The organism is Streptomyces xiamenensis, assembly GCF_000993785.3.
In the GTDB taxonomy this organism is placed as follows: Bacteria; Actinomycetota; Actinomycetes; order Streptomycetales; family Streptomycetaceae; genus Streptomyces; species Streptomyces xiamenensis.
The window spans coordinates 2,445,041-2,457,827 of sequence record NZ_CP009922.3; the positions used below are offsets into that span (position 1 = coordinate 2,445,041).

Here is a 12,787-nt window from a genome sequence, read left to right on the forward strand (position 1 = left end):
CACGGTCATGAACGTCATCACCCGCGCGGCGCTGAGCCTGCGCTCCCGCCCCGGCAGAACCCTGCTCCTGCTGCTGACCTTCCTGGTCATCTCCGTCATGGTGCTCAGCGGCGTCCTCATCAGGGACGCCGCGGCGCAGGCCGGACGGGAGGCGAGGGAACGGGTCGGCGCCGAGGTCGCACTGGACCTCGACATGGACGCGCTGGTCAGCGGCGGGCAGCTGACCGCGCCGCGGATCGGTGCGGAGACGGTGGACCGCATCGGCGGCTCCCCGCTGGTCGAGAAGTACAGCTACCGGTCCTTCGACGGCACCCGGCTGCTCGGCGGGCACTCCACCGTCGGCGACGGGTTGGCCGACGGCCACACCCTGGTGCACGGTGTCCTGGACTCCTCGCTGCTGCCCGACTTCAGCAGCGGAACGTGGCGGCTGCTGTCCGGCACGCCGATCACGGCCGAGGACCAGGACCGGAACGTGATCCTCATCGAGGAGCGGCTGGCGCGGCACAACCAGCTCGCGGTGGGCGACACCCTCACCCTCACCGAGAACGACCCCGCGGGCGACAACCAGGAGGACTTCACCGTCCAGGGCATCTTCCGCAACCCCTCAGACGAGCCCGACCCGGAGTACTGGCAGGAGCCCGGGGACTGGCTGATCATCCCGGCGCGGGCGCTGAGCCGGCTGAACTCCGGGAGTGACGACGTGCCGGTGCAGGTCGGCTCGGCCACCTTCCAGCTGAAGGACCCCGCGACGTTCGACGCGTTCACCGCGATGGCCCGCGAGACGGCCGGGGCGGAGCTGGACGGGTTCGCGCTCACCGTCAACGACAAGGCGATCCGGCAGATGACCGGCCCGCTGCGCGGCATCACCGCGTCCGCGACGGCCGCCATGTGGCTGATCGGTGGGGCGGGCGCCGTCGTCCTGGGCCTGTTCACCGCGCTCACGGTCAAGGGCCGCCGCAGGGAGTGCGGCATCCTGCTGGCGATGGGCGAGCCGAAGGGGAAACTGATCGCCCAGCAGACCCTGGAGATCGTGGTGGTCGCGGCGTTCGCCATCGCGCTGAGCGCGGTCCTCGCCGAGCGGGTGACGCAGTGGGCGGGCGACGCGCTGCTGCGGCGGGAAGTCAGCGCCGCCCACGAGGAGATCGACGCCTGGCAGGCCCCGGCGCCCGGCTCCACCGGGCTCGCCGAAGGCATCGACCCCCTGGACGCCCCGGTCGAGAACGCCGACCCCATCGACACCATCACCGTACGGCTCGACCCCCCGGCCGTGGGCACCCTCGCCGGCGCCGGGCTCGGCATCGGCCTGCTCGCCGCCGCCGTACCGGCCACCGCGATCCTGCGCCTGACCCCCCGTACGATCCTCACGAAGGGCATCTGACCGTGACCGCGACGACCTCCACCACCGCGCAGCCGCCCGTCCTGTCCCTGACCGAGGTCAGCCACACGTACCAGGACCGGGGCCGCAAGAGCACCGTGCTGCGGCAGATCAGCCTCGACTTCGAACGGGGCACCTTCTCCACGATCCTGGGCCCCTCGGGCAGCGGGAAGACCACGCTGCTCAGTCTGGCCGGCGGCCTGGAGAGCCCCACCAGGGGCACCGTCCGCTTCGACGGACAGGACGTGGCGGCGCTGGGGCTGCAGCGCTACCGCAACCGGCACGTGGCGACGATCTTCCAGCAGTACAACCTGCTGACGTACATGACGGCGCTGCAGAACGTCACCACCGCCATGGAGATCACCGGGTCCCGGCCCGCCGGCACGAGCCGCAGGGCCCACGCGCTGGAGCTGCTGGCGAAGGTCGGCCTGGACGGCGACCTAGCCCGCCGCAACGTGCTGAAGCTGTCCGGCGGTCAGCAGCAGCGCGTCGCCATCGCCCGGGCGCTCGCCTGTGACGTCGACGTGCTGTGCGCGGACGAGCCCACCGGCAATCTCGACGAGGAGACGGCCGAGGGCATCGTCGCGCTCTTCGGGGAACTCGCCCACGAGCAGCGCAAGTGCGTCATCGTCGTCACCCACGACCAGGCGCTGGCCGCCGGGTCCGACCGGGTTCTGCACCTGCGCAAGGGCAAGGTCGGCACGGTCGCGCGGAAGCGGTGAGGACGGCCGTCGGCCGGCGGCCCGCGTGGTGACCTCGTCGATGGCGGCCACGGCCACGTCGGGCTCATCGACGTGGATGTAGTGGCCGCTGTTCTCCGCGGTGCTCAGCTCACTGTCCTCGGAGAGCGCCAGCCACTTGTGCTGGCCGGCGGTCCAGTCCTCCTCCAGGCCCTCCCCGTACTCGGGCACCTCGCCCAGGTACTGCTGCCCGTGCTGGATCAGCCGCACCGGGATGTCCCCGGCGGAGGTGACCTCGCCGTCCGTGAAGACGAGCAGTTCCGGGTTCTCCCCGGCGAAGATCGCGAGGGTCTGCGCGCGCAGTTCGCCGGCCGGACCGGTGTCGGACTCGGGGATCCGGTCGCTGACATCGGCGACCGCGGTGGGCGAGGTGCTGTCCAGCAGCACCAGCCCGGCGCCCCGGTCCTGGTGGTCGGGGGCGTACCGGCCGGCGATCAGCCCGCCCATGGAGTGCCGGACGAGGACGACCGGTTCGTCACCCGCGACCTGGTCCAGCACGCCGGTCAGCGTCTCGCCGACGCTGTCGTAGTCCTGCGGGCCCTCGGGCTGGTCGCTGCCGCCCGCGCCGAGCCGGTCGTACGAGCAGACCCGGCCGTCCGCGCTCAGCGTCTCCTGGAAAGCGGTCATGGTGGTCAGGTCGTCGCCGCCGTGCAGCAGGACGACGAGCGGCCGGCCGGCCGCCGGTTCGCCCGAGCAGGACACCTTCACCGTGTGGTCACCTACGGTGATCGTCTGGGTCCCGGTGAGGAGGTCCTCGCCGGTGCCCTCCTCGGGGGCACTGGCCCACCCGTCGCACGGTGACGCAACGTCATCAATATGCCGTGACGAGTGCCTTGAGCGACGGCACACGGACGGCGCTGTCGGGGGGCGCCCCGTCAGCACAACACTGGGGCGGCCAACCTGTGGAACATCTACAAAGTGGGTGCCGACTCGCGGCGCGGCGTTAAGCGGAATGCCTTGCGGGGAAGGGACGTTCGGGGCCTCCCGGCCCCCAACCGTCCCCGCAGCATCTGCTGTACACCTTGTAGGAAGGGAACCATGCGTCATCTGGCCTGGCAGAAGTCCAGTTTCAGCGGCTCCGGCGGCAACGGAGCCTGCGTCGAACTGGCGGCCACCACCGCCGCGGTCTGGATCCGGGAGAGCGACGTCCCGGCCATCACGCTCACCGCCTCACCCGCCGCCACCCGGGCGTTACTGACCCGCATCAAGACCGGCGGGCTCCACCTCCGGGACCACGCGCCGCGTCAGCGGTAGGCGCAGTCCGCCAGGTGGTCGTTGACCAGACCGCACGCCTGCATCAGGGCGTACGCCGTGGTCGGCCCGACAAAGCGGACACCGCGCTTCTTGAGGTCCTTGGCCAGGGCCGTCGACTCGGCCGTCGTGGCCGGTATGTCATCGTGCCCCCTGGGCGCGGGACGGCCCTGCGCCGCCGGGGCGTGCGACCAGATCAGCTCGGTCAGCTCGCCCTTCTTCCACTCCGCGAGCACCCGCGCGTTGTGCAGCGTGGCGTCGATCTTCATCCGGTTCCGGATGATCCCCGGGTCGGCGAGCAGCCGGACGGCGTCCTCCTCCGTGTACGCCGCCACCTTCTCGATCCGGAACCGCGCGAAGGCAGACCGGAAGCCCTCCCGGCGGCGCAGGATCGTCAGCCAGGACAGCCCGGACTGGAACGCCTCCAGGCACAGCCGCTCGAACAGCTCGTCGTCCCCCCGGACCTCCCGGCCCCATTCCGTGTCGTGGTACGCGCGGTAGTCATCCGGCTGCACGCCCCAGGGGCAGCGCAGCCGCCCGTCCGGGCCGGCCACCGCAGGCGTTGTGTCGCTCATGCCCCACAGTGTGCATCAGGGCACCGACATTCCCGCCCGGGCTCAGGCCGCCGCCCGGTACGGGACCTCCCGCAGATACATCGCGCCACAGGTGTGGCAGGACGGCTCCGCGGTGTTCCCCCACTCCCGGTCCGACCGCCGCTCCACACCGTCCCCCATCTCCTTGCCGCACATGGCGACGTTCCCGTCCCCCTCACGCACCATGTGCCACCACTTCACAGCCCCGGGTTCGCCGGGATCGACGTACTCGGCCCACATCGTGTGCGACGAAGCCATGGCGGCTCACCTCCTCGTACTGCCCTCCTTCCATGATGGAACTCCCCCTCACGGGATGCGAGCCGAACGCCTACGCTCCTGTCCATGGATCCGACCGGGGGCGGGCTCCGACTCGCATCGAGCGTCATCGCGCCGCTGATCAAGAAACTCTTCCACCAGGACGGCCCGGGCGCCGGCCTGGTCGACCGCCCGGTGCGCATCTCCGCCCTGGTGTCCTTCCGTGGCGAAACGCGCACGCTGGGCGAGCGGGAACTGCGCAGGCTCAGCGGGGAGCTGGTCGACCGCGCGACGAAGGCGGCGGGCCCGCACGAGGCCCCCACCGCCGAGGTGCGGGAGGAACTGACCGACGCCCTGACACGGTCCCTCGGCGACCTCGGCCGGCTGGACATGGACGACGTCCAGGCCGTCCGGCTGGGCCCGGAACGCCTGGCGGCCCGCCTCGCCCACCCCGGCGACCTCTCGGCGGCGGCCGGGGCCCGCTACGACGGACTCCTCCTGGCCACCTGCGTCCACATCCTGAACTTCTTCACCCAGCGCTCCACCTTCGTCGCCCGCACCCTGGTCGAGCAGAGCCGCGATCTGGACCTCCTGATCCGGAAAGTGGACCTGCTGGCCGAGCGCATCCCCCTCCAGACGGCGGAGGACGCCCGCTTCGAGGAGCGGTACCTCCGCTACATCACCGACAAGCACAGCACCCTCACCATCTACGGGATCGACCTCCACCAGGCCCGGGACTGGCCCCTGGACACCGCCTATCTGAGCCTGCGGACGACGGAGCGCGACGCGCCCCACCCGGTCGGGGAAAGCGAGGCCGAGGAGTCGGCGACGCCGCCGAGCCCGCCCCAGCCCGCCGACCGCGCCCTGGCGGGCCGTGACCGGGTCCTGCTGCGCGGCGAGGCCGGGTCAGGCAAGACCACCCTCGTCCAGTGGCTCGCCACCACCACCGCCCGCCAGGAGGCGGCGGACGGTATGACCCATCTCCTGGGCCGTATCCCCTTCGTCCTGCCGCTGCGGACCCTCACCCGGGGCGGCCGGGATCTCCCCTCCCCCGACGCCTTCCTGTCCGCCGTCGGCTGCCCGTTCCACACCGCCCAGCCGGCCGGCTGGATCGACCGGGTCCTCGCTTCCCGGCGCGGGCTGCTGCTGATCGACGGCATCGACGAGATCCCCGAGAAGGACCGCGAGCCCGCCCGCCGCTGGCTGCGCGAGCTGCTGCACGCGTACCCCGGCAACCTGTGGCTGGTCACCTCCCGGCCCTCGGCCGTACGCGACAACTGGCTGGCCGGGGACGGATTCACCGACCTCGCCCTCGCCCGGATGAGCCGGCAGGACATCGCCGCCTTCACCGACCGCTGGCATCGGGCGGCTCGGACGGAGCCCGCACTCGGCGAGCGCCTGCAGAAGGCGATCCGCACCCAGCGCGACCTCGGACGGCTTGCCACCAACCCCCTGATGTGCGGCCTGATCTGCGCTCTGCACCGCGAACGGCGCGGCTATCTCCCGCACGGCCGCAAGGGGCTGTACGACGCCGCCCTGCTGATGCTGCTGGAACGCCGCGACCGCGAACGCGGCATCACCGGCACCCGCGTCGAACTGGACGCCGAATCGATGTCCCTGCTGCTCCAGAAACTCGCCTACTGGCTGATCCGCAACGGCCAGTACGAGATGGAGAGGGACATCGCCCTCGACCTGGTCCGGCGGTTACTGCCGGCCATGCCGCATGTCGCCGGCCAGGGCACGGCCGAGGAGATCTTCCGCCATCTCCTGGACCGTTCGGGCCTGCTGCGCGAGCCGGCTCCGGGCACCGTGGACTTCGTCCACCGCACCTTCCAGGACTACCTCGGCGCCCGGGAGGCCGTGGAGGAACGGGACTTCGGCGTGCTGCTGCGCAACGCCCACCTGGACCAGTGGGAGGACATCATCCGCATGGCGGTCGCCCACGCCCGCCCCGACGAACGCGCCGCTCTCCTCGACTCCCTGGTGCGGCGGGGCGACGAGGAAGACCGCCACCGGGTCCGCCTGCATCTGCTGGCGATGGCCTGTCTGGAGCAGGCCACCCAGCTGGACCCCGCGGTCCGGGAGCTGGTGGAGCGGCGGGCCTCCGCGCTGATCCCGCCGCGCCTGGAGTCCGAGGCCAACCGACTGGCCGACCTCGGGCCCGTGGTCCTGGAACTGCTTCCGGGGCCCGAAGGGCTGTCCGAGCAAGAGGCACGAGCCGTGGTCATCACGGCCACCCGTATCGGCACGGACGCCGCGATACCCCGGCTGGTGCCCTACTGCCGTCACCCTTCGGCCTCCGTACGGAGCTGGCTCGCCTCCGAGTGGAGCTCCTTCGACACCGAGAGGTACGCGCGGGAGGTGCTGTCCCAGCTCTCCCGGGAGGGCCACTACCGGATCGCCGCGTCCACCCCGCGAGAGCTGGAACTGCTGCGTGAGCTGCCTGACCACCGGTACTACTCGCTGCGCGGGAACTTCACCGCCGACGAGGTCAGCCGGGCCCTGGCCGGAAAGGATGTGGCCGAGGTCCATCTCTTCCTCGGTGACCGACTGTACGAACTCGGCTTTCTCCACCGGTTTCCCGGACTGCAGCGGCTGCTCCTGTCGAATGTGACCGGACAGGACGACCTCTCCACACTCGCCGGCCTCCCGATCAGCAGCCTGAATCTGCGGGGCCCGGGGAACGCCGGAGACCTGGGATGGATGAACGAGCTGCCTCACCTCTCCGAGCTCTATCTGTGGGACGACGTCATCCATGGCGATCTGACCGCGCTCCCCGCCCGTGCGGCGCTCGTGCAGTTGAGCCTGCCCGGGTACGTCGAGGATCTGACCGCCATCGCCGGCTGGCCGACACTGCGCGGCCTGAGACTCCAGGAACGGCAGACCCGGATGGGCTCCGCGAGCTGGAACGCCGTCGCCGCCCTGCCGGCGCTCTCCACTCTGACCGTCCCCGCCGTGGGCTTCTCCGAGCTGACCGGCACCGGCCTGCGCTTTCCGGCGGTCACCGTGCTGACGGCCGACATCTCCGACGCACCGCACCGGCTGCCCACCGTCGCCGACAGCTTCCCGTCACTGGCCACCCTCAACCTGACCGGCGGGCGTCGCGCCCCCGTCTCCCTGGCGCCGCTCGCCGCGCTCCCCGGCCTGCGCCGCATCACCTGCTCCGACACCATCCCGGTCGCCGACGCCGATCAGCTCCCTCCCCACATCAGCGTCCTGCTGCATCCCCCGGCCCGCTACTGACCCTCCCTCCCCCCGCACACGCCGAGGCCCCCGCAACCCTGACGGGTTGCGGGGGCCTCGGACCGGCTCAGTGGCCAGGGGTCGCCCTTACGCCTCCTTGGAGAGGTTCGGGCCGCCCTTCGCCGCCTGCTCGACCGGGGGGGTGTCCGGCAGAGAGGACTTCTCCTCACCGCGGAAGGTGAACTTCTTGTCGTCCCCTTCACCCTCCGTGTCGACCACCACGATGTGACCGGGGCGCAGCTCGCCGAAGAGGATCTTCTCCGACAGGATGTCCTCGATGTCGCGCTGGATCGTCCGGCGCAGCGGGCGGGCGCCGAGGACCGGGTCGTAGCCGCGCTTCGCCAGGAACTGCTTGGCGTCCGTCGACAGCTCGATGCCCATGTCGCGGTCCTTCAGCCGCTCGTCCACCTGGGCGATCATCAGGTCCACGATCTGGATGATGTCGTCCTGCGTCAGCTGGTGGAAGACCACCGTGTCGTCGACACGGTTGAGGAACTCCGGCCGGAAGTGCTGCTTCAGCTCGTCATTGACCTTGGCCTTCATCCGGTCGTACCCGGTGGCGACATCGCCGGCCACCGCGAAGCCCATGTTGAAGCCCTTGGAGATGTCACGCGTCCCCAGGTTGGTGGTCATGATGATGACGGTGTTCTTGAAGTCCACGACCCGGCCCTGGGAGTCGGTCAGACGACCGTCCTCCAGGATCTGCAGCAGCGAGTTGAAGATGTCCGGGTGCGCCTTCTCGACCTCGTCGAAAAGGACCACCGAGAACGGCTTGCGCCGCACCTTCTCCGTCAGCTGGCCGCCCTCTTCGTAGCCCACGTATCCGGGCGGGGAACCGAAGAGACGCGAGACCGTGTGCTTCTCGCCGAACTCCGACATGTCGAGCGCGATCAGCGCGTCCTCGTCGCCGAACAGGAATTCGGCGAGCGTCTTGGACAGCTCCGTCTTACCGACACCGGAGGGGCCGGCGAAGATGAACGAGCCACCGGGGCGCTTCGGGTCCTTCAGGCCCGCCCGCGTACGGCGAATGGCCTGCGAGAGCGCCTTGATCGCGTCCTTCTGCCCGATGACGCGCTTGTGGAGTTCGTCCTCCATGCGCAGCAGCCGGGAGGTCTCCTCCTCGGTCAGCTTGAAGACCGGAATACCGGTGGAAGCCGCCAGCACCTCGGCGATCAGTTCTTCATCGACCTCGGCGACGACATCCATGTCGCCGGACTTCCATTCCTTCTCGCGCTGCGCCTTGGCCGTCAGCAGCTGCTTTTCGTCGTCGCGCAGCGAAGCGGCCTTCTCGAAGTCCTGCGAATCGATCGCGGACTCCTTCTCCCGGCGCACGTTGGCGATCTTCTCGTCGAATTCCCGCAGGTCCGGCGGCGCGGTCATCCGGCGGATGCGCATCCGGGAGCCGGCCTCGTCGATCAGGTCGATCGCCTTGTCCGGCAGGAAGCGGTCCGAGATGTACCGGTCGGCCAGCTGGGCCGCCGCCACCAGCGCGGAGTCGGTGATGGACACCCGGTGGTGCGCCTCGTACCGGTCCCGCAGACCCTTGAGGATCTCGATGGTGTGCGGCAGGGACGGCTCGGCCACCTGGATGGGCTGGAAGCGGCGCTCGAGGGCCGCGTCCTTCTCCAGGTACTTGCGGTACTCGTCCAGAGTGGTGGCACCGATGGTCTGCAGCTCGCCGCGGGCCAGCATCGGCTTGAGGATGCTCGCCGCGTCGATGGCGCCCTCGGCGGCGCCCGCGCCGACCAGGGTGTGCAGCTCATCGATGAACAGGATGATGTCGCCCCGGGTGCGGATCTCCTTGAGCACCTTCTTCAGGCGCTCCTCGAAGTCACCGCGGTACCGGGAGCCGGCGACCAGCGCGCCCAGGTCCAGGGTGTAGAGGTGCTTGTCCTTGAGGGTCTCGGGCACCTCGCCCTTGACGATGGCCTGCGCCAGGCCCTCGACGACGGCGGTCTTGCCGACGCCGGGCTCGCCGATGAGGACCGGGTTGTTCTTGGTGCGGCGGGACAGCACCTGCATGACCCGCTCGATTTCCTTCTCGCGCCCGATGACGGGGTCGAGCTTGGTCTCCCGGGCGGCCTGCGTGAGGTTGCGGCCGAACTGGTCCAGGACGAGGGAGGTGGACGGCGTGCCCTCGGAGGGGCCGGCGCCCGCGGTGGCCGCCTCCTTGCCGCCCGAGTAACCGGAGAGCAGCTGGATGACCTGCTGCCGCACCCGGTTGAGATCGGCGCCCAGCTTCACGAGGACCTGGGCGGCGACGCCCTCGCCCTCGCGGATCAGGCCGAGCAGGATGTGCTCGGTGCCGATGTAGTTGTGGCCGAGCTGAAGGGCCTCGCGGAGCGACAGCTCCAGGACCTTCTTCGCCCGGGGGGTGAAGGGGATGTGGCCGGAGGGCGCCTGCTGGCCCTGGCCGATGATCTCCTCCACCTGCTGGCGGACCGCCTCAAGAGAGATCCCGAGGCTCTCCAGGGCCTTAGCGGCGACACCCTCACCCTCGTGGATCAGGCCCAGGAGGATGTGCTCGGTGCCGATGTAGTTGTGGTTGAGCATCCGGGCTTCTTCCTGAGCCAGGACGACAACCCGCCGCGCACGGTCGGTGAACCTCTCGAACATCGTTAATCGCTCCTCAGAGCGGTCAGGCAGTAAAGGGGTCGGTCCCCTCCCTGTCCTTCCGCAGCTTAGTCCCGCAACGGGGGACCGCTCATTCCGACTGTCTGCTCCTGTCCCCGGCCCCGGTGCCCCGAACAGGCGACATCAGTTCCAACCCGATGGTGCGAGACGATGTTCCCGCTGGCCAAGCTCTTGACCCCCGGATGAGTACGCCGACGGCGAACGCCGCCGGGCAACACACCCGGACCTACGGAAATCGCCCCTTCAGTCATGGGCAACCATGTGGGATTCCTACCCGTCAAGACTGACACTCCATGCCGCCGCGGCAACGGACATCCGCTACAGGCGAACGCGAATAATTCCTCGCCGTGTTCCGGCCGGTCGGGGGACACCCGCGGCGTGCGTACGCTGAGCGCCCGCCCGCCGACTGTGCGTAACCTTCGCATGCCGCGGTCGGCCGCTCAAGACATGACACCGGTGAACCGGCGGCCCCGGGACACACCGCGGGGGGCCGCCCACGGGGGTACGGCCCCCCAGGTGGGGAAGCGCTTGGTCCGCCGGGACAGGCCCCGGCGGGGCGACTGAGCGCGGCCGGGGGAAGCACCCCCGGCGCCCGGCCGCTGAATCAGACGCCGGCCTTCTCGTAAGCCTCGCGAATGTTGGCGGGAACGCGGCCCCGGTCATTCACGTCGAATCCGTTTTCCTTCGCCCACGCGCGGATTTTCGCGGTGTCCTGACCGCTTCCCGCCGCCGGGGCCGCCGTACGGCCACGGCCACGCGCGCCACGACCGCTTCCGGCACGCCGGCCGGCCTTCACGTAGGGGTCGAGAGCGTCACGCAGCTTGTCCGCGTTTTCGGAGTTGAGGTCGATCTCGTAAGTCTTGCCGTCAAGGGCGAACGTAACGGTCTCCTCCGCCTCGCCACCGCTGAGGTCATCGAGGAGAAGGACCTGAACCTTCTGTGCCACCGGGCTGCTCCTCATTCATAGTCGCCGAATACCAATACATGCTTGCGGTGTAATCAAACCGCCATTCCTGGGAAAACACAAACCCCGAGTGCTGATTACCCGGCAACTCCATAAGACACAGAGGGACGATTCGGACATAACTCCCGCGCCTCTGTTGCTATCAGAGATGCAGCAGCATCCGACTGTTACCCAATGTGTTGGGCTTCACTCGCTCGAGACCGAGGAACTCCGCCACGCCCTCGTCATTGGAACGGAGCAGCTCGCTGTAGACATCCCCCGCGACCGGGGCTTCACCGATCTCGGTGAAGCCGTGGCGCATGAAGAACTCCACTTCGAAGGTCAGACAGAAAATGCGCCGAACACCGAGCCAGCGTGCCGTCTGGAGCAACTTCTCCAGTACCCGGTGGCCGACCGCGTGCCCCTTCAACTGGGGATCGACGGCCAGGGTGCGCACCTCCGCCAGGTCCTCCCACATGACGTGCAGGGCGCCGCAGCCGACCAGGCGGGCATCGGAGTCGCGTTCGGCCACCCAGAACTCCTGAATGTCCTCGTAAAGGGTCACCGTCGCCTTGTCGAGGAGGATGCGGTCGCGCGCGTAGAGATCGATGAGACGGCGCACCTCGGGCACATCCGAGGTCCTGGCCCTGCGGACCGTGACTTCCGTTACCCGGCGCGGGGCGTTCTTGGCTTCCGATGCGTCTGACACGAACGGAGGCTATCGCTGGGAAGGTCCCTCTTCCGGCGCGGGGGGCCGCTCGCGGGTTCCCTCCCGGGAGCCGTCCAGAGCGGTAACCCGGAGCGCGTCGCGCAATGCCTCGGTCTGCTCGGCCGACATCATCCCGAAGAATGCGACGAGGGCCGCGGCCGGGTTGTCCGACTCGGACCAGGCGTCATTCATCAATGCCGCAGAGTAAGCGGCCCGGGTGGAGACGGCCTCATAGCGATAGGCCCGCCCCTCCTGCTCGCGGCGGACCCAGCCCTTCTGGTGCAGGTTGTCCAGGACCGTCATCACCGTCGTATAGGCGATCGAACGATCCTGGCGCAGATCTTCGAGAACTTCCCGGACCGTCACAGGACGGTTCCACTCCCATACGCGGGTCATCACCGCGTCTTCCAGTTCACCCAATGGCCGAGGCACAACTGAAGAATAGCCGCCGGGCGGCGGAATATGGCTTTGGTCCGGTTTGGTGAGCGCGCTCCCGCTCAGTCGCGGGTCTCGCCCGCGCCCGGCTCCGCCTTCGCGCGCGCGGCGAACGCCGCGTCAACGGCGGCGTCTTCCTTGTACTTGTTCGCCCCGCCCTGCGACTTGACCATGGTCACGATGACCCCGATGAAGGCGATGGCCATCACCGTGGGAGGGAAGAGTGCGGCGATGTAGTCCATGAGTGACCGGCCTCCTGTGTCCGTGCGGGACCACACTACCGACCGCACCGCGCGGAGCCGGACCCGGTGTCACCCCTCGCCCGGACCGCCCCCCTGCTCCGCGCCGTCCTTGTCCGGCGGCGGAGCGGCGGGGGCCGGCGGCTGCTGCGCCGGGGCGGGCTTGCGCCGGTGCGGCGGGAAGACCTCCGCGGGGGTCGGTACGGGCCGCTTGGGCTTCGCACCGGGCGCGGGCGCCTTCCCGGGGCGGCGCGGCTCCTGCTCGCCCCTGCCGCGCTCGTCACCGGTCTTCGCGAAGACGGGAGAACCCTTTGACGTGAACATAATCTGACATTAAGTGCTTAGCAGACAATCTGCACTTATTGCTCTG

The 12,787-nt window shown here is 69.6% G+C and carries 12 protein-coding genes and 1 pseudogene; 4 read left to right on the forward strand and 9 right to left on the reverse strand.

The window, feature by feature from the left end:
- Nucleotides 1-7: 7 nt before the first annotated feature.
- On the forward strand, nucleotides 8-1,378 hold the full coding sequence (locus tag SXIM_RS11210) for an ABC transporter permease (protein ID WP_046723808.1): 1,371 nt from the start codon (nucleotides 8-10) through the stop codon (nucleotides 1,376-1,378).
- A 2-nt stretch (nucleotides 1,379-1,380) separates the two neighbouring features.
- Nucleotides 1,381-2,097 carry an ABC transporter ATP-binding protein gene (locus SXIM_RS11215; RefSeq protein ID WP_046723810.1) on the forward strand — a complete coding sequence of 239 codons (717 nt, stop codon included), beginning with the start codon at nucleotides 1,381-1,383 and terminating at the stop codon, nucleotides 2,095-2,097.
- A 54-nt stretch (nucleotides 2,098-2,151) separates the two neighbouring features.
- Here SXIM_RS11215 and SXIM_RS28540 read toward each other — a convergent pair.
- Nucleotides 2,152-3,162 (reverse strand): annotated as a pseudogene (locus SXIM_RS28540) (alpha/beta fold hydrolase); the annotation flags it as partial.
- On the opposite strand from SXIM_RS28540, the gene SXIM_RS11225 reads away from it, so the two are divergent.
- Nucleotides 3,154-3,369 carry a DUF397 domain-containing protein gene (locus SXIM_RS11225; RefSeq protein WP_030734916.1) on the forward strand — a complete coding sequence of 72 codons (216 nt, stop codon included), beginning with the start codon at nucleotides 3,154-3,156 and terminating at the stop codon, nucleotides 3,367-3,369. The pseudogene SXIM_RS28540 and the gene SXIM_RS11225 sit on opposite strands and share 9 nt — an antisense overlap.
- Here SXIM_RS11225 and SXIM_RS11230 read toward each other — a convergent pair.
- Nucleotides 3,360-3,941 carry a DNA-3-methyladenine glycosylase I gene (locus tag SXIM_RS11230; protein WP_030734919.1) on the reverse strand — a complete coding sequence of 194 codons (582 nt, stop codon included), beginning with the start codon at nucleotides 3,939-3,941 and terminating at the stop codon, nucleotides 3,360-3,362. The two genes, SXIM_RS11225 and SXIM_RS11230, sit on opposite strands and share 10 nt — an antisense overlap.
- A gap of 42 nt (nucleotides 3,942-3,983) precedes the next feature.
- Nucleotides 3,984-4,217 carry a hypothetical protein gene (locus SXIM_RS11235; protein ID WP_030734922.1) on the reverse strand — a complete coding sequence of 78 codons (234 nt, stop codon included), beginning with the start codon at nucleotides 4,215-4,217 and terminating at the stop codon, nucleotides 3,984-3,986.
- An 84-nt stretch (nucleotides 4,218-4,301) separates the two neighbouring features.
- Here SXIM_RS11235 and SXIM_RS11240 point away from each other — a divergent pair, with 84 nt between their 5' ends.
- On the forward strand, nucleotides 4,302-7,457 hold the full coding sequence (locus SXIM_RS11240; RefSeq protein ID WP_046723812.1) for an NACHT domain-containing protein: 3,156 nt from the start codon (nucleotides 4,302-4,304) through the stop codon (nucleotides 7,455-7,457).
- Between the two features lie 87 nt (nucleotides 7,458-7,544).
- Here SXIM_RS11240 and SXIM_RS11245 read toward each other — a convergent pair whose 3' ends face one another.
- The 6 genes from SXIM_RS11245 to SXIM_RS28060 all read right to left on the reverse strand — a co-directional run bounded on the left by SXIM_RS11245 (nucleotide 7,545) and on the right by SXIM_RS28060 (nucleotide 12,741).
- Nucleotides 7,545-10,073: an ATP-dependent Clp protease ATP-binding subunit gene (locus tag SXIM_RS11245; protein ID WP_030734928.1), complete on the reverse strand. Its 2,529-nt coding sequence runs from the start codon at nucleotides 10,071-10,073 to the stop codon at nucleotides 7,545-7,547.
- Between the two features lie 622 nt (nucleotides 10,074-10,695).
- On the reverse strand, nucleotides 10,696-11,037 hold the full coding sequence (locus SXIM_RS11255; RefSeq protein WP_030734930.1) for a histone-like nucleoid-structuring protein Lsr2: 342 nt from the start codon (nucleotides 11,035-11,037) through the stop codon (nucleotides 10,696-10,698).
- Nucleotides 11,038-11,197: 160 nt separating this feature from the next.
- Nucleotides 11,198-11,743 (reverse strand): amino-acid N-acetyltransferase, encoded by a 546-nt coding sequence (locus SXIM_RS11260; RefSeq protein WP_078635645.1) that lies wholly within the window; start codon nucleotides 11,741-11,743, stop codon nucleotides 11,198-11,200.
- 9 nt (nucleotides 11,744-11,752) lie between these two features.
- Nucleotides 11,753-12,175, reverse strand: a complete 423-nt coding sequence (locus SXIM_RS11265; RefSeq protein WP_078635647.1) for a BlaI/MecI/CopY family transcriptional regulator — start codon at nucleotides 12,173-12,175, stop codon at nucleotides 11,753-11,755.
- A gap of 65 nt (nucleotides 12,176-12,240) precedes the next feature.
- Nucleotides 12,241-12,420: a hypothetical protein gene (locus SXIM_RS11270; protein ID WP_030734939.1), complete on the reverse strand. Its 180-nt coding sequence runs from the start codon at nucleotides 12,418-12,420 to the stop codon at nucleotides 12,241-12,243.
- A 69-nt stretch (nucleotides 12,421-12,489) separates the two neighbouring features.
- On the reverse strand, nucleotides 12,490-12,741 hold the full coding sequence (locus SXIM_RS28060) for a hypothetical protein (protein WP_030734942.1): 252 nt from the start codon (nucleotides 12,739-12,741) through the stop codon (nucleotides 12,490-12,492).
- Nucleotides 12,742-12,787 lie beyond the last annotated feature (46 nt).

Bases quoted from the DNA above. Each gene is read 5' to 3' on its own strand.
- SXIM_RS11235 (WP_030734922.1), bottom strand. From the start codon at position 4,217: ATGGCTTCGTCGCACACGATGTGGGCCGAGTACGTCGATCCCGGCGAA.
- SXIM_RS11210 (WP_046723808.1), top strand. From the start codon at position 8: ATGAACGTCATCACCCGCGCGGCGCTGAGCCTGCGCTCCCGCCCCGGC.
- SXIM_RS11270 (WP_030734939.1), bottom strand. From the start codon at position 12,420: ATGGACTACATCGCCGCACTCTTCCCTCCCACGGTGATGGCCATCGCC.
- SXIM_RS28060 (WP_030734942.1), bottom strand. From the start codon at position 12,741: ATGTTCACGTCAAAGGGTTCTCCCGTCTTCGCGAAGACCGGTGACGAG.
- SXIM_RS11245 (WP_030734928.1), bottom strand. From the start codon at position 10,073: ATGTTCGAGAGGTTCACCGACCGTGCGCGGCGGGTTGTCGTCCTGGCT.
- SXIM_RS11240 (WP_046723812.1), top strand. From the start codon at position 4,302: ATGGATCCGACCGGGGGCGGGCTCCGACTCGCATCGAGCGTCATCGCG.
- SXIM_RS11225 (WP_030734916.1), top strand. From the start codon at position 3,154: ATGCGTCATCTGGCCTGGCAGAAGTCCAGTTTCAGCGGCTCCGGCGGC.
- SXIM_RS11230 (WP_030734919.1), bottom strand. From the start codon at position 3,941: ATGAGCGACACAACGCCTGCGGTGGCCGGCCCGGACGGGCGGCTGCGC.